Here is a 22,007-nt window from a genome sequence, read left to right on the forward strand (position 1 = left end):
CTTTTTGTTTTTCACCGGCTCAACGCGCGGCAGCGGTCGGGCGGTAGCGTCAGCCAGACTTCGCTGCCTTTGCCGACATTGGTTTCGGTCGGCGTGGTGACGCGCAGCGCCGTGCCATCAACGACTTCGACCATGTAGTCTCTGTTGGCGCCGAGAAAGACCTGACGGGTCACGACCGCCTTGATTACATTATCGGGCGAAGCCGGCGCCTGCGTCGAAAGTCCGATGTCGTGCTGGCGGATCGCCACCGCCGCACTCTGGCCCGCCGTGAGCGGCGCGCCGATCACCTGCAGGGTGGCGCCCGCGAAGGTCACATGATTGCCGTCGCGCGCGGTGCCCTTGATGACGTTGCTGGCGCCGATGAAACGCGCGACGAATTCGGATTCCGGCCGCGCGTAAATGTCCTCCGGCGAGCCGAGCTGGTCGATCTTGCCGCCGTTCATGACCGCGATCAGGTCGGCGGTGGTCATGGCCTCGGACTGGTCGTGGGTGACATAGACCGTCGTGTAACGATATTCGTCGTGCAGCCTTCGGATCTCGAACCGCATTTCCTCGCGCAGATTGGCGTCGAGGTTCGACAACGGCTCGTCGAGCAGCAGCGTTTCCGGCTCGACGATCAAGGCGCGCGCCAGCGCCACGCGCTGTTGCTGGCCGCCGGAGAGTTCGCCGGGATAGCGTTGCGCCAGCGGCTCGAGCTTGGTGGTGGCGAGAATCGCCGCCAGCTTCTTGGCGATGGTATCGCGGTCCATCTTGCGCAGCCGCAGGCCGTAGACGATATTTTCAGTGACCGTCATATGCGGCCACAGCGCGTAGCTCTGGAAGATCATCGACATCTTGCGCTGCTCGGGCGGCAGCGTGCGCGCTTTCGACGACACCAGCCGGTCGCCGACATGGATTTCGCCGTCGGAAGGTTCCAGGAAACCGGCGATCAGCCGCAAGGTCGTGGTCTTGCCGCAGCCGGACGGGCCAAGCAGGCAGACCAGTTGCCCGTGATCGATCCGCAGCGAGACGTTATCGACCACCGCAAGCGCACCAAAGCGCTTGGTCAGGCCGCGCAAATCAACGGACGCCAATCGGATTCCTCCAGCATTTTTCTTACGCGGATCAGCGTCCGGCGCTTGTATACTTGTATGCCAGTATAAGCACGAAAAATGCCGGGAGGAAAAGCCGCCGAAAGTGGAATGGCTGCATGTTATTTAGCCCTGTCTCTCGCGAGGAGGGCTAAATCGTTATGCGCTCACGTTCTCGCCGAGATATTCGATCGCGGCTTCGGTTCCACCCTTGCCGTGGGGGATATCGAGCGCATTGAGCGCGACTTCGATGACGCCGAGCGTGCCGAGGACCATCGGGGCGTTGACGTGGCCCATATGGGCGATCCGGAACGCCTGGCCCGAGAGGTCGCCGATCCCGGTGCCGAGCACTACGCCGCATTTTTCCTTGCAGTAGCGCTGCAGCGCAGCAGGATCATGGCCGTTCACCGTCACCGTCGTGACCGTATTGGAGCGCTCGTTCGCTTCGGCAATGTTGAAGCCGAGCACCTGGCCCTCGGCCCAGACCGCAACCGCGCGGCGCACCGCTTCGGCGAGCAGACTATGGCGCAGGAAGGCGTTTTCCAATCCTTCGGCGTGGAGCATGTCGATTGCCTTGCGCAGCGCGAACAACAGATGCACCGGCGCGGTGCCGGCATATTTGCGGTAGTGTTCGCTGCCGTCGCGCTCGGTCCAGTCCCAATAGGGCGTGCGCAGATCAGCCTTCTTGTGTACTTCGCGGGCGCGATCGTTGGCGGCGACGAAGCCAAGGCCGGGCGGCGTCATCAGGCCCTTCTGCGAACCCGACATCGCGACGTCGATGCCCCATGCGTCCATCTCGAACGGCATGCAGCCGAGCGACGCCACCGTATCGACCATGAACAATGCCGGATGGCCGGAGGCCTTGATCGCCTTGCCGATCGCTTCGATGTCGTTATAGGCGCCTGACGCGGTATCGACCTGCACCGCGACGACGGCTTTGATCTTGTGATCCTTGTCCTGGCGTAGCCGTGCCTCGACCTCGGCGGGGCGGATGGCGCGGCGCCAGTCGCCCTTCAGCACTTCGACATCGGCGCCCATCGCCTTGGCGGCCATGCCCCAGCCGATCGCGAAGCGGCCGCTTTCCAGCACCAAGAGCTTGTCGCCGCGCGACAGCACGTTGGAGAGCGTTGCCTCCCAGGCGCCGTGGCCGTTGGCGATGTAGATGTAGGAGTGGCCTTTGGTCCGGAACAGTTTGGACAGATCGGCGAGCAGGCCGTGCGTCAGCTCCACCATTTCGTTGGAATAAATGTCGAGCGCCGGGCGATGCATCGCTTGCAGCACTTCGTCGGGCATGGTGGTGGGCCCGGGGATGGCCAGAAATTCCCGGCCCGCGCGAACGGTCATTTTTTGGTTTTCCTTGTCGGAGATTTAGCGTCGAACATTCAGCCCTGAGTTCCACAATAGGCGATCAAAGCCGTCATTGCGAGCGCAGCGACGCAATCCAGAGCCGCAAAAAGGCCGGATTGCTCCGAGTGTTCTCGCGTTATTTAGGCATCGCGTCGGCGATCGCGTGCCAGATCTGATCTTTCATCTCGGTCGCCGGCGGGCTTGGGATCGTCACCGCGGGCCCGTCGCGCTTCTTGCAGGCTGCAACCAGCCGCAGCACCCAGATCTCGCCGTCGGTGTAATAGAGGTCGCCGCCGCCATTGTGGCCGGCGAGCGTCGGCCCGATGCCGGTGACCTGATATTTGGCGTCGACCATCCCGGCGTTTTCGAGATCAGCCACCAGCAGCGCACGTTCGGCATCGAGATCGGCGGCGATGTGATGCGTGACCGCCGCAGTGTAGTGGCTAACGCCGACGCCGCGATCCTCCGTTGCCGCACCCAGCCACACCGGACGTTTTTCCTCGCCCTGGTCCAGCACCTTCCAGTAGCGCACATGGTTGCGGCGATCGGCGTTCTGGCCGATCGGTTTTTCAAAGGCGAGATCCTCGCGGCGGCCGAGGTAATAGAGATTGCTCACCGGCGCGTCCTTGTAGGGCCGGTCCAGCAACACGGAGCCTACGATCTCGATCGACGATTTCAGCGTGATCGGATCGGCCGGATACCAGCCCGCCGCATGCATCGCGCAGATGACGTCGCTGCGATCGCCGACGAGGCCGACATTCATGGGATCGCCGGGAATGCCTTGCGCGGTGCGCGTCACCATCGGCAGGTTGGCGAGGCCTTTCTGGTGCTCGTAGTGAGTCCAGAATAGCGGCAGCAGCAGATAAGCCAGTGCGGTGTAGGCCGCGACGACAACGAGCGAGATCAAAAGAATTCGCTCCAGCCGCGAATGCCGGCGCTGCCGCTGCGATTCCAGTTCGTCGTAGAGGTCGGACACTACAATGCTCTTGGATGTTGATGCGGATGGTGGCTTCATCCTTCGAGACGGCGCTACGCGCCTCCTCAGGATGAGGGAGAGACTTTGAATTCCTCATGGTGGAGCGCGGCAACGCCGCGCGTCTCGAACCATGAGGCCCCGAAGACAGCTACCGCTTGGTCTCGCGGCAGCCGGCGGCTTCGGCGTCCTCGACCGAGCAGAACCAGCGGGTGCCCTTGTTCACATGCATCTGGATCCGCGCATACCAGCGGCTGCTAGGGGTGTGGTAGATACATTCGCCCGAGGTGTTGACGTTGCCCTTGATGGTGCAGTCGGGCGAGGGCGCGACCGGGCCCGAGGCCGATGCCAACAGGATCGATTTGGCATTTTCCGGCGCCTTCGCGGCGCCGAGAATGGCGGTCTTCTTGTTGCGGACGCGCCAGTCCCACGGCGCGATGAAGGCGCCCTGCCACATCCCGGCCTTGGCCTCGCGCGCGGCTTGTTCATCGGCGTCGTAGTCATGGCTGACACGGGTGTAGGACAGCGCCCAGCCGTTGGCGACCAGCCATTTCTGGATGTCCTCGCCCTCGACCTCGCAGCGCGCCACGGTGCGGCCGCGGCGGTCGGTGGTGCGGGGATGGCAGGTCCAGCTTTTACTGCCGACATGCTTGATCAGTTCGTCGCGGGCGGCGACGCCGCAGGTCCAGCGCTCGCCCGAATTGTTCAGGCAAAGCTGGTCGACCGCCGGCGCGTCGATTCCCCCCAGGCGAATGCGGCTGTTGCCGATCTGGATGTGGTCGCCTTCGCGGATGCGGGGGACGCCTGTGATTTCGGCCGCCTGCGCCAGGACCGGCAGCAGCGACAGCAGTGCGGCGAGCAAGAACTTCGATGTCATCGGCAATCCCGAAAGTGAACGCAAAGGGCCTCGATCAAATCTGCCTCATCATTGTGCGGGCAATGCGACTGGCTTGCCAACACCCGGGCTGGCGCCCGCCTTCAACTTCCCGTCATTGTCGTTGTCATTCCCCGGTGCGCAATTGCGCACCTGAGGGCGATGCGTGAGCATCGAACCCGGAATCTCGAACTTCCGGGTCTGGTCCTTCGGACCATCCCGGAATGACAATCAAGCTTCCGCCATCTTCCCCCGCGCCAGCGCCAGCCCCATCAGCACGAAGGCCGACGTCACCTCGGGGCCGCCGACCAGAATCCGCGTCGGGGTCTTCATCTTGTTCCACTCATAGGCCTTGTAGGGCCCATGCCTGCCGCCTTCGCCGAAGTCAGCCACGATGCACGCCAGCGCCGGCGTAAACGTCGCGACGTCGGCGCCGAGATGCGCCAGCGCCATCAGCGCCAGCGCCGCATCGAACGCGTTCATCTCCCGCGCGATCAGCTCGCCCTCGACATAGGCCAGCACCTTGGCCCGGATGAACGCGAACGCGCCGTCGGGATCGATCGCCTGCCGCGCGGCCAAAGGCAATGCCATGAACGCGGCATGGCAGCGGCCGAAATAGGCCGAGTAGAGTTCGGGCAGATAATAGATATGCGAACGCGGGTTGGCGAAGGCGCCGCTTGCCGCGAGCTTGCGCTGGAAGCCGATGATGCGATGCACGGTCTCCAGCCGCTGCGGCGTCTCCAGAATCTTCCAGCGCGCGAGGTTGCGAAAGCTGACCTCGAGAATGTCGAGGTTGAGCGTCGGATCGAGGTCGTTGCCGTAGGGCCGGTCGCCGGCGAGATTGTCGATCCAGGTGACGACGCCGCCCTCGTAATCGATATGGTCGTTCAAGGGCACGGTGACGCGTGGCTCGTTGGCGCCCTCGCGCACCTGATAGCCTTTGTAGAAGTCGAGCAGCGGCTGATCGAGGATCGGATCGGTCGAGCCCGCCTGCGTGGCGGCCGAAAACGAGCACGCGGTGGTGTCGCAGTCGGGCACGTAGATGCCGAAGCCGAGGTCCTGCTTGATCTGCGCGAAGAAGCGCGAGAACCGCGGCCCCGATCCGGGCGCCAGCGCGGTGATGACGCGCACCGTCGAGCCGTCATGCGAGGGCACTTCCTCGGCGCTGGTCTTCAGGCAGAACGCCACCATCTCTGATATCGCGCGCTGCGACGCCGCGGTCTCCTCGCCCGAGGCGAGCCCGGTCTCGACAAAGCTCAGCAGCGCCTCGGTGAAGAAGGCGTCGTAATAGGCCGAGCGGTGCCGGATCTGCATCGGCTCCCACATCGGCTCGGCTACACCAGTCCAGGGCGGGTTGATCAGCGCCCGCGCCGGCGAATGCGCGATGAAGATCCGCGCCAGGCTGAACAGCAAGGTCGAGTTCTTGTAGCCGCGGGCGTTCAGCCCGGTCAGCGCCATCAGCATTTCGCGCCCGCTGATGTCGGCATCGCCGAGCAGGTTGAACGCGGCATAGGTCGGGATGAAGCCGTTTTTGGCGAACGAGCCCAAGAGATGCGCGCCGCAGCGGCGGATGACGCGCTCGATCTCGGCCGCAGAGGGCGCGCGGGCCTGAGCCGCGACCTTGGCCGGCTCCGGGTGGCGCACCCCGATATCGGCCATCAGCTCGGCGATGGGCGCGCCGACCGCGGCCCAGTCCGGTTCGGCGGCGTCGCGGGCTTGGGTTAGCGCCGCGCGCAGCCGCTGCAGCCTTCCCGCGTCGTTCAGGGCCGGCAGCCCGGTGCGGCGGAGCAGCGGCCGCAGCGCCGGGTTGCCGAGCGCGGTCTTGTAGAATTTGCCGAGATGGGGGTCGCCACCGCAGTAGTTCAGCAGCACGGGATCGCAGACGTCGTACAGCGACGGACCGTCCTTCCGGGCGGTCAGCGCGCGAAAAGCCGCGCCGGCAAAATACTGAAAACCCATGCCGTTTCTTTCAGCCGGAACGGTAAACTTAAGGGCTGCCGGAACCCAAGCGGACCCAAAGGCAGCCACCGCCGGCCGAACGCGGCCTGCAAGCCCTTGAAAACTATACAGCTTGGCGGGAAACGCAAATGTGATGCATATCACATAAATCGGCCCAAGTTCCCGCCATCATCCGCCGCCATCGGCTCCATGCGCCAAAGGAGGTTGCCCCGGCCGGCCGTGCGGGTTAAGGGTTTCTTTGTTGCAGTGCCGCAAATTGCGCGCAATTGAACGGCACACATTTGGCAACCCCACAAACCTAACCGGCATTGGCGCGACTAACTGGCGCGCGCTGGAAAACGATTGGGAATGGAAACGATGAATTTGACGCAAGCCCGGATCTCCCGACGCCCCGTCACCATTGCCGTCGCTCTGGTCGGCCTGGTGTCGCTGGCGATCGGCGCCCATGCCGCGCTCAACAAGCGCGCGCTCGATGCCGCCAAGGCTGTTGGCACCGAGCAGACCGGCTCGATCGGCCAGGGCGCGGCCCGCGTCGCGCTCGTCATCGGCAACGGCCACTATCCGGATGCCAACGCGCCGCTGGCGCAGCCGATCAACGACGCCCGCGGCCTGACCGCGGCGCTGCGCGCCCAGGGCGTCGACGTCGACGTGGTGGAAGACGCCACCCGCGACGACATGGCCCGCGCCATCGAGCGGATGAAGTCCAAGATCCGCAAGGACACCGTCGTGATGCTGTTCTTCGGCGGCTACGGCATCCAGGTCGGCCGCGAGAGTTTCATGATCCCGGTCGATGCCGCGATCTGGAAGGAAAGCGACGTCCGCCGCTCCGGCGTCAGCATCGAGCAGGCGCTGGACGCGATGACCGAGAAGGGCGCCAAGGCCAAGCTCGTCGTGGTCGATGCCTCGCGCCGCAACCCCTATGAGCGCCGCTTCCGCTCCTTCAGCCACGGCCTCGCCCCGATCTCGCCGCCGGAAAACGCGCTGGTGCTGTCGTCGGCGACCCCCGGCAAGGTGACCGATGACGGCAAGGGCCAGTACAGCGTGCTGGTCACCGAGCTGCTCAACAACCTGAATGCGCAGACCGGCGCCGAGCAGGTCTTCAACAAGACCCGCGTCGCCATCTCCCGCGCCAGCGATGGCGAGCAGGTGCCGTCGGTGTCCTCGTCGCTGCTGGAAGACGTCCGCATCGGCGGGTAAAGGCTCGAGCGCGACACTCTCAGCGTCGTCCCGGCGAAGGCCGGGACCCATACGCCGCGTGATGTGATTCATCCGTCATGGCCGGGCTTGACCCGGCCATCCACGTCTTTCTCTCAGCTCGCTCCGCTGCACCTCTCCCGCTTGCGGGGTCGAGACGAGCGAAGCTCGCTCTTAGGTCGACACGCCCGGCAGCGCACTTGCGCTGCCTGAGCGTGGCGGGTGGGGGAAATCTATCCACTCGCGCCGGCGTTTGCGGAGGCACCCCCACCCCAACCCTCAAAGAGCGAGCTTTGCTCGTCTCGGCCCGCAAGCGGGAGAGGGGGCGCCTTCGCCGGCGTACCTACTTCACCCCCGCCGCCGTCACCGGCCGCACCGGATCGCCTTCGCGCAGCAGGGCGCCGGCGCGGGCGACCACGATATCGCCTTCGACCAGTTGCGAGCCTTCGCGGATTTCGACCTGGCCGCCCGACATCAACCCGGTTTCCACCCGCCTTGTTTCGACGCGGGCGCGCCGCACCACCTGCACCACGGTGCCGGCGGAGCCGTAGAGAATCGCCGTCAGCGGCACCGAAAGCCCGCAGCTCTGCCCGGTCGTGATCAGCGCGCGGCCGGACGAATTCACCAACAGCCGGCGATTGGTGGTGATACCGATGAAGGCCTGGGCGAGCTGGCTGTCCGGCTGCACCGTGGTCGACAGCCGCCGCACCTTGCCGTCGACGTCGCCGGCGCCGATCACCTTGATCCTTGCGGTCTGGTTGACCGCGAGCTTGGCGATGTCGCGCGTCGGCACCAGGCCGACCAGATCGAACTCGCTGCGCGCGATCACCGAAAACAGCGCCTCGCCCTTGCCCGAGGCCATCGCACCAACCGCGGCCGTCGTGGCCGAAACCAGCCCCGCCACCGGCGTCTGCACCGTCACCGTGCCGCCCTCCGGCAAGGTCAGCCGCGCCAGCACCTGGCCGGCCGTGACGGTATCGCCGGCATCCGCCAGCACCTCGGAAACCTTCAGCCCCATCCGCTCGGGCCGCACCTGCGTCTCCTCGCGCGGAATGATGGTGCCGGACACCTCGACGATATTGGCAAAACAGGATTTCGCCGCCTTCAGCACCGTGACCGCGGCGCCCTTCGGGGCGACCTCGGGATCGTCGGCGGCGAGGGTGGGGGAGGAAAGCAGGCAGATCATGCTCGCCGCGATCAGATGGGCCAGCCTCAGTGAGCAGTCGTGCGCGCGAAAGTTAGTCATCGGCTTTTCATTCCCGGTTTCGGGGTCTTGGATATCAGAATGGTGGTTGGTGCGCCAAGCCGGAGCGAAAGCCGGCCATCAGGCTCGCGGACAGAATCGTACAAAGGCTTGTCGAGGCAGGGCGCCAGATATCAGCTTCAGTTGCGCGAAGATGCGGCAGTTGAAGTGTGGTAACATATATGGCACCAATTGATTCTGATCCGGGAATACGCCATGGGGCTGACGAAGGACTTCCGACAAACGGTGCAGGCGCGCGCAGCGCGCGATCCTGCCTTTCGCCGCGCATTGTTCCAGGAAGCCGTACAGACCCTGCTGCAAGGTGACATCGACGCCGGCCGCGCCGCGATCCGCGACTACATCAATGCGACACTGGGCTTCGAAAAACTGAGCGCCGCACTTGGGCGGCCGCAGAAAAGCTTGATGCGGATGTTCGGGCCCGGCGGCAATCCAACGGCTGAGAATCTACTCGGCGTGATCGGCGTGTTGCAGGTCAAGACTGGTGTGCATCTGGAAGTGCGTGCTGTGGCCGACGCGGCGTGAGCACCTGACGTTGCCGCAGGAGCAAAACCGGCTGGCTGCTTCCGTAAATCTTGCCCGACGGGCAAATCAACTGGGATACCAAGAATCCCGTCCAGCCCTCCACGCAAAAACATTTCGCTTCCGTCGTTGGTGGAATCAACCGCACAATCCGCGCATCCCATCCCGCCAGAGGGGCGTATCGCGATCGTCACGGCGTGGGAAGGGCTGCGATGGACGCCAAGGGTCGCAAGACGAGGTGGCCTTTAGCGTACGGCGAAATCGTGTGGGTCTGACGCCCCGATGCAGGCGTCAAGTTCGAGGGCGGCTAACGCGGCCTTTAGAGCGATGGTGTCACAAAAAGCAGGGTCACCAGGGCGATCACGTATAAGCCGTAAAGCCATTGCGCAGGGAAGGCCGGAGGCTTCCGCCAAACCTGTATGCTCGGGCGCAGCACTCCTTTGCAACATTGCGCACGAGACCGCGGGTGCGGCGCGCACCCGGTCTTCCCTGCGCCCTCTGATTTTCGGGGGTGAGGTTTTTCAAAACTCCGGGCGCATCGCGCAGCGGGATGATTTTGCTTGTCATGCCCCGCGAAGGCGGGGCATCCAGTACGCAGCAGCTTCTCGGTTCAATCGCTGACGTCTCTGGAATACTGGGTCGCCCGGTCAAGTGTATGGACCGGGGACATAGGTAACGGGTGTTCGGGGACATAGGTAACGGTTTCATTGAACACCAAATCGCATATTGATGCATGCGATTTGGTGGGCTCCGAAGAAGACGCCGAACTCTCCATCCTTGTTGAGCGATCTGATGGCCAGTAGTTCGCCGCGGAATGCGTCGGGCATGTGCCAACGCCTGTTACCAAAACTGATGTTGGCCTTGACTGAGCCGGCTCTGCGCAGGATCGCTCCTTCTTCGTATTCCGGCTCGCGCAGCTTGCTCGGCAGTGAGCGAGGGCTCGGCCGGTAGCGACTTGCTGGCACTTCCTGGCCGAGGGAATGGTGCGGTCGTTGGTTGTTATAGACGTGGCGCCAATGGTCGAAGGCCTTCTGCAGCTCTCTCGATGTTCTAAAGGTTCGCATCGATAGGACTTCGGCCTTCAGCGTGCGATGGAACCGCTCGTTCTTGCCTTTTGTCTGTGGGTGATGGGGACGTGCATAGATGACGTTGACGCCGAGCTTGAGCAACCAGACGCGAAGTCTGGTCCACCGGACTTCGGAACAGGTACCCCACGGAACGCCGTTATCTACCAAAAAGGCGCTTGGAAGTCCGTAGCGGCGGAAGGTGCGTTCGAGGTGCTGCTGGACCGTCTCCGCCTGTTCGTTGGTGCAAGCCTGCAGGCACAGAGCATAGCGCGAATGGTCGTCGATCATAGTGAGCGGATGACACATCTGCCTATCGCCGAGTGGGAAGCGTCCTTTGAAGTCCATCTGCCAGACGTCGTTCGGCGCGGGATGCTCGAAGCGATTGTATTGGGGCGGCTGCGCAGGCGAAGGGACGCGGCCGTGCCGTGCCAGGATTGCGTGAACCGTCGAAGCTGCGGGGACATTCTTGTGCTGGTCTTCCAGACAACGCCGGATCTTGCGAGCACCCCAGACCGGGTGGGCTTCGCGTATCTCCAAGACTGCCGTCTCGATCTTGGCCGTACTTCGACGAGGCGATATCCGAGGCCGCCGGGATCGGTCTTGCGCCCAATCCTTGTTCTCAACCCCGGCCCGCGCCAGCCATTTATAGGCCGTCTTCGGGCTGATACCGAACCGTCGGCAAAGCTCCCTCCGGTTCACATCCGGCTGCTGAAACAACCCGACGAACTCCTGTCTCTGATCCATGAACGACACCTCGCGCCACGGCATGCTGGCCTCCTAAGCCCTGTCCATGCCGTCGATGTGTTACCCATGTCTCCGAACGATGTTACCCATGTCTCCGGGCCGTATATCAAGCCGGGCGATGACAGCGGAGTGGGTGACTAGGGCTGTTTGACATCGCTGACGGCGAATTGCGCATGCCTTTCCCCACGCATATTTCTACTTTGCATGGGGTTGTTTTCGTAGTTTTGAGTCTGCCGCAGACTATGGGGTTCGGCTCGAACCCGGAACTCGGAGATTATTTCTTCTTCCGCCTTGCCGTCGACGCTGCGGCATCCACCACATTGTCGACCTCCTCGCGCCAGCTCAGAATCTCCGCCGCGAGCACCGGGTGATTGAAGCCCTTCAAATTCAAATCGTCGATCGCGCGGCCGTCGACCCACTCCTCGACCATGCCGTAGACGCGCCTGGACACCACGATCTGGTTGGCCTTGGCTTCGTCGCACAGCCTTGAAGCCAGGTTGGTGACGCTGCCGATCGCGGCGTATTCCAGCCGGTTCTCGAAGCCGATCTGGCCGAGCGTGGCATAGCCGAGCGCGATGCCGATGCCGAAGCCGAGGTTGTGGCCGCGGTTGCGCCAGCGCTCGGTCAAGGGGCCGATGGTGTCGCGCATCTCCACCGCCATCTTCACCGCGCGCGCGGTGTGGTCCTCGAACTGGATCGGCGCATTGAACAGGATCATCACGCCGTCGCCGGCATATTTGTCGAGCGTGCCCTCGTATTTGAAAATCAGCTTGCCGAGTGCCGCGTGATATTCGCGCAGCACGTTCATCGCCTCTTCCGGCTCGGTCGACTCGGTGAACGCGGTAAAGCCGCGCAGGTCGCAGAACACCACCGTGACTTCGCGGCGGTGGCTGTCGAGCAGGCCTTCATGGCCGTCGGAGGACGCGATCAGTTGCGCCACCTGCGGCGCCAGGAAACGCTCCAACCGGCGAATGCGCTCGATCTCGCCGAGCTGCGTCTCCACCCGCTCCTCCAGCGACCTGTTCCAATCCTTGAGCTGGTCGGTCTGCTCCCGCAGCTTGTCGGCCTGCTGCCGCACGGTGTCGTTGGCGCTCAGCAGTTCGCGGCTCTTGTGGTCGACTTCACTAAACAGCCGCGCATTGCGCATCGCCAGCACCGATTGATGCGCAAAGGTCTTCATCAAGCCGATCAAATTCGGCGAGAACGCGCCGGCGCTCTGCCGCAGCACCACCAGCGAGCCGAGAATACCCTGCTGATCGACCAGCGGCACGACCAGCACCGCATGGAAACCGGCGGCGACCGCCATGTCGCGCAACGGATGTTCCGATGTCGCGTCGAGATTGGGAATCGAAATCGGCTCGGCCTTCGCCGCGGCCTCGCCGAGCGGGCTGCCGGCCTCGTCGATGGCGCGATGGCCGCCTTCGGCCGCCTTGTCGATACCGATCGCTTCGGTCAGGTTGAACTGGTGGTTGGTGGCATCATAGCCGTAGATCAGCACCGCGTCGGCATGGGTGATTTCGAGCGCGCGGGCGGCGACCGTCGGCAGCACCGCGTTGAGATCGAGCGAGGAGGCCACCGCGCGGCCGACCTCCTCGAGCACCTTGAGCTCGTTGATCGATTGCGCCAGATCGCGCGTCCGCTCCTTCACCTTCCATTCGAGGTCGGAATAGGTCTCGGCCAGTTGCCCGGCCATGCTGTTGAACTGGTTGGCGAGCTCTTCGAGTTCGTCGGATGTCTTCACTTCGATGCGGTGACCGAATTCGCCGGCGCCGAGCCGCCGCGCGCCGGCGCGCAACGCCGTGATCGGCACCAGCATGCGCCGCGCCATGATGGTGCCGGCGATGATCGCGACCACGAGGCCGAGCATGATCAAGAACGCGATCCGCACCAGTTGATCGCGGATCGGCGTCAGCGCCTGCGCGGTCGGCTGTTCGTAGAATACGGACCAGCCGAGCTTGGGCACCGGGCTCGCCGTGGTCAGTACGTCTTGGCCGGCGCTGTCGGTGCCGGCCGCAAGCCGGGTGCCGCCGAGCACCATCACCGCCGCGACCTGCGGCAATGCCGAAAGGCTCTTGCCGACGTCCGGCCCCTTCGACGAACTCGCCAGCACCTGGCCCTTGTCGTCGACGACATAGGCAGAGGCGACCTTGCCGACCTGGGCTTCGCCCAAAAATTCAGAGAGGAAGTCGAGATCGATCTCGGCGACGGTGACGTTGGAATCCGAATGCGACAGCGCGATCGTCATGTACGGATGCTCGCCGCGGAAATAGGGCGGGGCGTAGCCGGTGCCGCGGGCGGTGGCTTCGGTGAAGGAGACGTCGCGGGAGAAATCGACGTTGCTGCCGACATTGACGGTGCGGCGCGACAGCCGCAGCTGCTCGCGGCCGCGGGGGTCGAGCAGCGAGAGCTGGCTGACCTGGGGGACCTGCCGCAGCAGTTGCGCATAGTCGGCGCGGCGCAGTTCGACGGTGTTGGAATAGGCCCGCGTCGCCCAGGAGATCTGCCGCTCGAGGTCGGCCATCGATTGCTCGATGTGCTTGGCCGTCGCCTCCGCCTTCTCCGACATGCCGTCGTTGAGCGTGGTCTTGATGCCGCGGTAGCTGATCCAGATTTCCATCGCGCCGTTGACCGCCAGCACGAACACGACGAGGCCGACCAGGGCGATGACGTATTTGGCGAACAGGCCCTCGCGCAGGAACCAGATCTTATCCCTCACCCCGCTCATCGCACCCTCGTGCGCCACTCCTCGATGGGCGCCTCAGCTTCGTTGCCGCAATCAGCCCCCAGGGGAGGCGCGCATGGGCCCCGTTCTAGCACGAATTGAGGCCCCTGACCGGCTGTCCACCGGGATGGTTAGCCCCGGATTTGGGCAGGGACGACCACAGCCGTCATGCCCGGCCTTGTGCCGGGCATCCACGCACTTGTTCGCCGTGAGAGGGAAGACGTGGATGGCCGGGTCAAGCCCGGCCATGACGAATAAGTCAGCGGTTAAACAGCTGCCGCAAGACGTCGTTCATCGGCTGGCTATCCTGCTGCGCGGTCGTGTCCGCAGGCGCCGGGGTCGATGGCGCGGTGGTCTCGGCGGGCGCGGGGGTTGCCGCGTTGGGGCTCGGAATGTTGCGGCCCTGGCTCGGACGCGCGCCTTGACCCGTGCCGGCCTGACCTGCTCCGCCTTGACCGGCTCCTTGGCCCAACCCGCTCAAACCCTGCTGCAGCAGATTGCCGATGGTCTCGCCGAGCTGGCCGCCGAGCGGATTGTTCGGCTGGCCGCCCTGTCCGGTACCCGGCGCGGCACCTGCGCCCGGTTGGCCGCCGCCAAGCAGGCCACCGAGCGCGGCGCCGATGCCGGCGCCGTTGAGGCCGGCGCCATTGGCGCCGAACAGGCCCTTGCCCATTTCTTTGAGCTTGGCATAGGCCGCCTCGGGATTGTCGAGCATGCCCTGCATCTCCGGATAGATCCGCGGCGCGCCCCACGGGCCCTCGATCATGACGGGAATGCCGAGCCCGACCGGCTCGGTGGCGCGGCCCTGGCCTTCGGTGGTCATCACCAGCTTCGGCTCGACCCGGAACCCGATCTGCTTGGTGCCGAGGTCGATGGTGCCGACGCCCGTCATCTTCACCAGCGGGCCGACCAGATTGAGGTCGGTGGTCTGGGCCTGGCCCTTGTCGATCTTGAACGAGGCGGACAGTTGCGACAGATCCGTCGCCTGTTCGCTGCTCTCCTGCCAGCCCGACAGCGTGCTCGCCGTCAGCGAGCGGATCATCTGTGCGACATTGAGCCCCTTGATGGCGCCGTCCTGAAACACGGCGAACGTCGTGCCCGACATGTTCGCCATGATCGCGCGCTGGCTGTTGCCGGACGAACGCACGCTGATCCTGGACTGCAGCTTGCCGTCGAGCTTGTCGAAATCGGCAAGGCCCTTCAGCAGCGGCAGCGCGCGCACGCCGGTGAGATCGGCGCGCAGCGTGAAAGCGGGATTGGCGGCCGAGGCGTCGATGGTGACGTCGCCATTGGCGGTGCCGCCATAGGCGCCGAGGTTGGAGACCCGCGCTGTCAATACGCCACTTGTGAGCGTCGCATCGATCGCGGCGGGCGCAAAATGGCCGTCGCCGATCACGAGTTCGGCGGCGGAAATGCGGGCCTGAACGTCGACATAGTTGAGACCGTTGAGGTCGATCGTCGCATTGCTCCACGGCTGGCCTGCGGAACCGTTGCTGTCAGGCGATTTCGCCAGCGCCAGCCGCCGAAAATCCAGATCTAGTTTGACCAGCGGCTTGCTGGCGAGATCGACCGAGGCCCAGCCGTTGAACGCGCCGTCGCCGATCGTACCGGTCAGGCCGTTGATCATTACCACCGCGCCGTTGAGCCGCACTTCGGCCTTGGCCGAAAGCGGTGCCTGCAACAGGCCGGGTGCGTCGAGCTTGATCTCGGCCGGGATATTCTGCCGTTCGAGCGGCGGGGCGGGCGGCGATGCCTTGATGTCGAATTTCAGCGGCGTGTCGCCGCTGCGCGCATTGCCGGATATCCGGATCTTGCGATCGGCATCGACGGTGACGTCGGCGTTGATGGTCTCGATCCGGTTCTCGACCCGGTCGCGCAGATTGGAAAACACCACCGTGCCGCCGGTGACGCTGACATGCTCGATCGAAACGGCATTGGCGCCGGCGGCAGCGGGCTTCGCCGGTGCGGCGGTCTCCCTCAGCCGCTCGCGCTGCAGCGGCACGTTGACGACCGGGCGCACGATCACGAGCTCGGTGATTTCGGGTTTGCCGGCCCACACGCTGCCGAGCGTCATATCCGCTTGAATGCTGCTGGCGGTGATGCGGTTGTCGCTGTCGCGCCCCTTCGGGTCCTGCAGCGTGATGTCGTTCAGGGTGACGTTGAGCGACGGCCACAGTCCGACCTTGGCGCCGCCATTGATGGTGAGCCGGTAGCCGGTCTCGCGCTCGACCCGGTCCTGGATCTGCGAGGTCAGGAACGAGGAGGGGATGCCGATCACCAGCAGCAGCGCGATGACGGCGATCACGGCCGCGATGGCGGCGCCGGCGATTTTCAATGCTCTCATTTCGACATTCCAGACCGGCTAACCGGCATCGAGTTCGACCGCGCCACAGGCGCACGTGGCCGATCGGGCGAGCTTATCCCGGAAAGGGATAGGGCCCAATGAAGCCAAAAATAATCCAAGGGTACTGCAAAGTTATGTGACTTATGACACACTTCCAGGCGGGCAAATTTTGCTAACCGGTTCGGGAGGCTGGTTGGGACTGATTTGGAAGGCAATACAATGAGTAAACAGGCCGAATTTGCGGTCATTTTGAAAATGAATCCGATGTTTGCGGATTTGGGCGCCGACGAGCTGCAGCGCATTTCCGGCCTTTGCCACACCGAGCAGCTCGGGGTCGGCGAAATGCTGTTCCAGAAGGGCGATCCCGGCGATGCCTTGTATGGGGTCCGCCGCGGCCAGATCCGGATCGAGACCGGCGCCTCCGACGGCAGCCGCCTGACGCTGAATTTCATGGGCCCGGGCGACCTGTTCGGCGAGGTCGCCGTGCTCGACGGCCAGAGCCGCACCGCGGATGCCGCCGCCGGCGAGCCGTCGGAACTGTTCGTGCTGCGGCGCGAGGATTTCCTCGCGTTCCTCGAGCGCGAACCGAAGGTCGCGATCAAGATCATCATGCTGCTGTGCCAGCGCATCCGCTGGCAGAGCGAGCGGATGGAGGAATCGGTGCTGCAGCCGCTGCCGGTTCGCCTCGCGCGGCGGCTCTGCGCGCTATCCGACGATTTCGGTTCCGAAGTGCACATCTCGCAGGAACAACTCGGCGTCTTCGTCGGCGCCGCCCGCGAGAGCGTCAACCGTCAACTGCAGCTCTGGCGCAAGGACGGCATCCTCGACCTGCAGCGCGGCAGGATAATGCTGCAGAACATGACCAAGCTGACGGCGGTGGCGCGGAACGATTGAGGGCTTTATCCTCACTCCGCCGCAGGTGACATCGCAGGCGGCGTCGCCGGCGGGCCCTTGGCCGGCGGCTCGTTGTGATCGTGCCCACGGCTCGCGGGTTCGCTTTCGGCGTGGGAGGCGAGCAGCAGCTTGCCGAAGCGCCAGATGAAGGCGCCGAGGTCGTCCATCATCATGAACATCGCCGGGACGAATACCAGCGACAGCACCGTCGAGAACACCAGGCCGCCGATCACGGCGAGCGCCATCGGCGAGCGGAATTCGCCGCCGGCGCCGAACGCCAGCGCTGACGGCATCATGCCGGCGGCCATCGCGATGGTAGTCATCACGATCGGGCGCGCGCGCTTCATGCCGGCGTCGATGATCGCCTCGTCGCGCTTCTTGCCTTCGCGGATCGCCTCGACCGCGAATTCCACCAGCATGATGGCGTTCTTGGTGACGATGCCCATCAGCATCAGGATGCCGATCCACACCGGCGTGGTGAGCTGCTTGCCGGTCAGAAGCAGCGCCGCGATCGCGCCGCCGATCGAGAGCGGCAGCGAGAACAGGATGGTGATCGGCTGCAGGAAGGTGCCGAACAGCAGCACCAGCACCGCATAGACCATCATCAGGCCGGCGGTGATGGCGGTGGCAAAGCCTTCCGACAATTCGTTCAGGCTTTCGGCGTCGCCCGACGGGCTGACCTTGACGCCCTTCGGCAGGCTCTTCATGACCGGGAGATCGTAGATCTTCTTGGTGGCGTCGCCGAGCGCGGCGGTGCCGACGAGGTCGGCGGCAACCGTTGCCTGCCGTTCCCGGTCGTAGCGGTTGATGCTGGTCGGACCCTGGTCGAGCTGAATGTCGGCAACGACCGACAGCGGCACGCCGCCGCGTTCGCCGCGCTGGCCGAGCGGCACGCGCAACTGCTGCAGCATCTGCAGGTCGCCACGCGCGTTGTCCTCGAGCTGGACGCGGATCGGCACCTGGCGGTCGCCGGCATCGAATTTGGCCAGCGCCGGACCGACGTCGCCGATGGTGGCGACGCGGATGGTCTGCGAGAGGCTTTCGGTCGAAACGCCAAGCCGTGCGGCGAGTTCGGCGCGCGGCCGGATCCGAAGCTCGGGCCGGTCGAGCGAGGTTTCCGAAATCACGTTGGCGATGATCGGAATCCGCTTCATCTGGGTTGCCAGTTCGCTGGCGACGTTGTTGACGATGTTGCTGTCGACGCCGGTGACGACCAGCGAAATCGCGCGCAGGCCGTTTTCGTCGAGGAACCAGAAGCGGATGTCGGGAACGTTCTCGAGTTCCTGGCCGATGTCGAGTTCGAGCTGTCGTTGCGTGTGGGCGCTGTCCCGGTCTTTCTTCGGCGTGTAATTGATGATCAGCGCGGCGCGCCGCACCTCCAGCGTACCCGGCGGCACCCGGCCGCCGTCGACGAAGATGCTCTTCACCTCGGGCCGCTTGCGCAGGCGGGCAACGATTTCTTCCGTCACCTTTTCGGTATAGGCGAGTTGCGATCCCGGCGGCAGCTCCATCGCCAGCAGCGAGCGGGCGGTGTCCTGCGCCGGCAGGAAACCCTGTGGCAGCAGCGTGATGCTCCAGATCGAGGCGGCGAAGATGCCGAATCCGATCATGACGGTGATGAAGTAATGCTTCACCGACCAGGTCACGAGCTTGGTGTAGGTTTGCAGCACGCGGCCAGGCGGAGGGTCGTCGTGCGGATGATCCTTCAGGAAGTAGGCGGCGAGCACCGGCGTGACAAAGCGCGCGGCCAGCAGCGAGAAGAAGACCTGCACCGAGACCGTGATGCCGAATTGCTTGAAGAACTGCCCGGCGATGCCCGACATGAAGCTGGCGGGCGCGAAGATCGCGATGATGGTCAGCGAGATCGCGATCACAGCAAGGCCGATTTCGTCGGCGGCTTCGAGTGCGGCGCGGTAGGGCGATTTGCCCATGCGCATGTGGCGGACGATGTTCTCGATCTCGACGATGGCGTCGTCGACGAGGATACCCGTTGACAGCGTGATGGCAAGAAACGAGACGAGGTTCAGCGAGAATCCGAGCAGATCCATCGCCCAGAACGCCGGGAAGATCGACAGCGGCAGCGAGATCGCGGCGATGATGGTGGCGCGGATGTCGCGCAGGAAAAACAGAACGACGACGACGGCGAGAATGGCACCCTCGAACAAGGTCGAGATCGCGGCTTCGTAATTGCCCTTGGTGAACTCGACCGAGGTGTCGATCAGCTTCAGGTCGACGTCGGGATAAGCGGCCTTGAGCACCTCGATACGCTTCTGCACGGCGGCGGCGACCACCACGTCGCTGGCGCCCTTGGAGCGCTTGATGCCGAGTGCCACCACCGGCTCGCCGTTGAAGCGGGCGAAGGTGCGGCGATCGGCGATGGTATCGGTGACGGTGCCGAGATCGTCGAGCCGGACTTCGCCGCCGCCGAACAGCGGAATCATGGTTCCCGCGAGTTCGTTCAGCGTCTTGGCGCCGGCGAGCGTGCGGATCGCCTGGTCGTTCTTGCCGATTTCGGCGCGGCCGCCGGCGAGGTCGACATTGGTGCCGCGCAGGATCTGGCTGACATTGACGGCGGTGAGGCCCGCGGCCGCCAGCCGGTCGGGATCGAGCGAGACCAGAATCTCGCGCTCGACACCGCCGATGCGCTCGACTTGCGCAACGCCGCGCACGCCCTGCAGCGCGCGTTTGACGACGTCGTCGACGAAATAGGACAATTGCTCCGGCGTCTTGCCGGGCGAGATCGCGGCATAGGTGACGATCGGCAGGCCGATGACGTCGACGCGCTGGATCAGCGGCTCGGTGACGTTTTGTGGCAGGTTGGCGCGAACGCGGGTGACGGCGTCCTTGATGTCGTTCAGCGCGCGGTCGGTATTGGTCTCGAGCGCGAACTGAATCGTGGTCAGCGACAAGCCGTCGGTGATCGAGGAGGAAATGTGCCGCACGCCTTCGACGCCGGAGACGCCGTCTTCGATCGTCTTGGTGACCTGCGACTCAAGTTCCGATGGTGCCGCGCCGAATTGCGAGACCGCCACCGAAATCACCGGGATGTCGGCGCTCGGCAGCCGCGTCACCGCGAGCTTGGTGAAGCTCACCCAGCCCAGCACCAAGAGGATGATCGAAAACACGATGGACGGAAGCGGGTTCCGGATCGACCATGCCGAGATATTCAAAGCCATTAGCGTGTCCGCGTGCGCTCGAGTTCATCGGCAAACATGGTCTTGATCTGGTCGCCGTCGTGCAGCGAGGTGCCAGCATCGGCCACGACGGTTTCGCCGACGTCGAGGCCTTCAAGAATTTCCGTCGACGTGTCGGAGGTAAGCCCGACCCGTACCCTTCGCGTTTCCACCGTGTTGCCCTTGACCACCTGCAGCGTGAGGCGGTCGATGGCGGTGCGCGGAACGGCGACGCCGCAGGAACGCTTGGCGTCGATATTGGCGCGGGCGAACATGCCGACCTTGAGCGACGGATTGTTGTTCAGCGTGATCCGGACCTTGCCGAGCTGGGTGGCGCGGTCGATCTGCGGTGAGATCTGCCGGACCTTGCCGACGACATCGGGGGCGTCGTCGCGGCTGATCCGCACCGTGGCGCCGGGGTTGAGCTTGAGCAGGTGGACGCTCGGTACCTCGGCCTCCAGCTCGATTTCGTTGTTGACCGAAATCCGGAACATCGGCCCGGCCTGCGGCGAGGCCGGTGCGCCGGCTGCGGTCCTGACTTCGGTGACGAGGCCGGCCGCAGGCGCCCGCAGCGAGGTCGGCCCAGGCCGGCCGGCGGGAGCGCCCGGTTGCTGCGGCGGCTGGGTCAGCCGCGCCAGTTCCTGATTTTCGGTGACGGTGTCGCCTTCGCGGACCAGAAGATCGGTGACCCGCGATCCCTCCTGATCGACGCCGACCTGCGCTTCGCGGCGCGGCACGATGAACCCGGTGACGCGGACCATGTCGGAGAAGCAGGCATTGGTGGATTTGGTGACGATCACCAGCGCCTGGCCCGGCGTATCCTTTTCTTCGGCGTGGGAACGATGCTCGAACCAGTAATAGCCGACGCCCAGCACAGCAAAGAATGCCACTCCAAGCGCGGGTTTGAGATATTCGGAGAGGTTCATCGCCGGATCAATCCAGACTGCAAGTCAAAGGAGGTCGGGGGCATTCGGTTGGGCGGGAACCTTGCGAGAACCTTGAATGACGCCCAAAACGAATACGTCCCGCATGGCTGTTGCGGGACGTATTGTAGCCGGAAAATCCTGGTCGGCGCCACGCTTGTTACTTTGACAATTACTTGGACAATTACTTGACAGTTTACTTGGACGCGGTGGCCTTGTTTTCCATGTTCACGACCTGCACGCGGCGGTTGACCTCGGCCATCGGCTGGCTCGGGTCCTTGAGCTTGCTCTTGCCGTATCCGACGGTCACGAGATCGGTGCCGGTGATGCCGTATTTGTCGACCAGATAGCGCTTGATCGCGTCAGCGCGGCGCTCGGACAGGTCCTGGTTGTAGGACTCGCCGCCGGCCGCATCGGTATGACCGGCGACCACGAAGGTCGAGCCCTTCAGATCGGCGTTGGTCAGCGCGCGGCCGAGCGCCTGGACCGACGGCAGCGATTTTGCGCTGATATCGGCCGAGTTGTACTCGAAGTTGATTTCCAGATCGATCTTGGGCTTGTCCTTGACGATGGTGGCGATCTCTTCGCGCTCGGTGCTCGACAGCGAGCGTGTGGACCGGCCACGGATCTGCTGCACGAATTTGCCCTCGGCGGCGACTGCGGCCGGGTCGGCGACCTGCTGCGGTCCGACCGAAAGGCCACGGGTCAGCGGTGCCTTCTTTTCGGGAACCAGCGCGCGGACGATCTGGTCTTCGGTGACGTTCTTGTCCTTGTTGTTGTTATCTTCGGCGCGGGCGGTAACCGCACCGAATGAAATTGCGGCGCCGATCGTTGCGATCGACAGGATCGCGCCAAGAGTTCGGCCAAGCGTTCGGGTTACAGATTTCTGTGACATTGCCAGTCCCTCCTGCGGGTATCCGCGCGGTTCCAAACGTGATGC

The 22,007-nt window shown here is 64.4% G+C and carries 14 protein-coding genes and 1 pseudogene; 3 read left to right on the forward strand and 12 right to left on the reverse strand.

The window, feature by feature from the left end:
• Window positions 1-11: 11 nt before the first annotated feature.
• The 5 genes from BLS26_RS19015 to BLS26_RS19035 all read right to left on the reverse strand — a co-directional run bounded on the left by BLS26_RS19015 (window position 12) and on the right by BLS26_RS19035 (window position 6,223).
• A complete protein-coding gene (locus tag BLS26_RS19015) occupies window positions 12-1,073 on the reverse strand; it encodes an ABC transporter ATP-binding protein (protein ID WP_092513636.1) in 1,062 nt (353 codons plus the stop codon).
• Window positions 1,074-1,229: 156 nt separating this feature from the next.
• Entirely contained in the window at window positions 1,230-2,414 is a 1,185-nt protein-coding gene (locus tag BLS26_RS19020) for an alanine--glyoxylate aminotransferase family protein (RefSeq protein WP_092513638.1), read from the reverse strand.
• 139 nt (window positions 2,415-2,553) lie between these two features.
• On the reverse strand, window positions 2,554-3,393 hold the full coding sequence (locus tag BLS26_RS19025; RefSeq protein WP_244541623.1) for an LssY C-terminal domain-containing protein: 840 nt from the start codon (window positions 3,391-3,393) through the stop codon (window positions 2,554-2,556).
• A gap of 148 nt (window positions 3,394-3,541) precedes the next feature.
• Complete coding sequence (locus BLS26_RS19030; protein WP_092513642.1) at window positions 3,542-4,267, reverse strand: thermonuclease family protein; 726 nt, start codon at window positions 4,265-4,267, stop codon at window positions 3,542-3,544.
• A 228-nt stretch (window positions 4,268-4,495) separates the two neighbouring features.
• Window positions 4,496-6,223: a hypothetical protein gene (locus BLS26_RS19035; RefSeq protein ID WP_092513644.1), complete on the reverse strand. Its 1,728-nt coding sequence runs from the start codon at window positions 6,221-6,223 to the stop codon at window positions 4,496-4,498.
• A 357-nt stretch (window positions 6,224-6,580) separates the two neighbouring features.
• Here BLS26_RS19035 and BLS26_RS19040 point away from each other — a divergent pair, with 357 nt between their 5' ends.
• Entirely contained in the window at window positions 6,581-7,420 is an 840-nt protein-coding gene (locus BLS26_RS19040) for a caspase family protein (protein WP_092518250.1), read from the forward strand.
• Between the two features lie 340 nt (window positions 7,421-7,760).
• Here BLS26_RS19040 and BLS26_RS19045 read toward each other — a convergent pair whose 3' ends face one another.
• Window positions 7,761-8,603: an efflux RND transporter periplasmic adaptor subunit gene (locus BLS26_RS19045; protein ID WP_244542011.1), complete on the reverse strand. Its 843-nt coding sequence runs from the start codon at window positions 8,601-8,603 to the stop codon at window positions 7,761-7,763.
• Window positions 8,604-8,876: 273 nt separating this feature from the next.
• On the opposite strand from BLS26_RS19045, the gene BLS26_RS19050 reads away from it, so the two are divergent.
• Window positions 8,877-9,203, forward strand: coding sequence for a transcriptional regulator (locus tag BLS26_RS19050; protein WP_092513647.1), 327 nt, complete (start codon window positions 8,877-8,879; stop codon window positions 9,201-9,203).
• Window positions 9,204-9,810: 607 nt separating this feature from the next.
• Here the strand turns inward: BLS26_RS19050 and BLS26_RS19055 are convergent.
• The 3 genes and pseudogenes from BLS26_RS19055 to BLS26_RS19065 form a co-directional block, all read right to left on the reverse strand.
• Window positions 9,811-11,035, reverse strand: a pseudogene (locus BLS26_RS19055) (IS481 family transposase).
• 250 nt (window positions 11,036-11,285) lie between these two features.
• Window positions 11,286-13,736: an adenylate/guanylate cyclase domain-containing protein gene (locus tag BLS26_RS19060; protein WP_092513648.1), complete on the reverse strand. Its 2,451-nt coding sequence runs from the start codon at window positions 13,734-13,736 to the stop codon at window positions 11,286-11,288.
• A gap of 256 nt (window positions 13,737-13,992) precedes the next feature.
• Window positions 13,993-16,077 (reverse strand): AsmA family protein, encoded by a 2,085-nt coding sequence (locus BLS26_RS19065; RefSeq protein ID WP_092513650.1) that lies wholly within the window; start codon window positions 16,075-16,077, stop codon window positions 13,993-13,995.
• 219 nt (window positions 16,078-16,296) lie between these two features.
• Between BLS26_RS19065 and BLS26_RS19070 the strand changes: the two genes are divergently transcribed.
• Window positions 16,297-16,971, forward strand: a complete 675-nt coding sequence (locus BLS26_RS19070) for a Crp/Fnr family transcriptional regulator (protein WP_092513652.1) — start codon at window positions 16,297-16,299, stop codon at window positions 16,969-16,971.
• Window positions 16,972-16,982: 11 nt separating this feature from the next.
• Here BLS26_RS19070 and BLS26_RS19075 read toward each other — a convergent pair whose 3' ends face one another.
• The 3 genes from BLS26_RS19075 to BLS26_RS19085 form a co-directional block, all read right to left on the reverse strand.
• Window positions 16,983-20,147: an efflux RND transporter permease subunit gene (locus BLS26_RS19075; RefSeq protein ID WP_244541624.1), complete on the reverse strand. Its 3,165-nt coding sequence runs from the start codon at window positions 20,145-20,147 to the stop codon at window positions 16,983-16,985.
• Complete coding sequence (locus BLS26_RS19080; RefSeq protein WP_092513654.1) at window positions 20,147-21,070, reverse strand: efflux RND transporter periplasmic adaptor subunit; 924 nt, start codon at window positions 21,068-21,070, stop codon at window positions 20,147-20,149. The genes BLS26_RS19075 and BLS26_RS19080 overlap by 1 nt, the downstream gene beginning before the upstream one ends.
• A 193-nt stretch (window positions 21,071-21,263) precedes the next feature.
• Entirely contained in the window at window positions 21,264-21,962 is a 699-nt protein-coding gene (locus BLS26_RS19085; protein ID WP_092513657.1) for an OmpA family protein, read from the reverse strand.
• Window positions 21,963-22,007: the final 45 nt, after the last annotated feature.

Source organism: Afipia sp. GAS231 (assembly GCF_900103365.1).
In the GTDB taxonomy this organism is placed as follows: domain Bacteria; phylum Pseudomonadota; class Alphaproteobacteria; order Rhizobiales; family Xanthobacteraceae; genus Bradyrhizobium.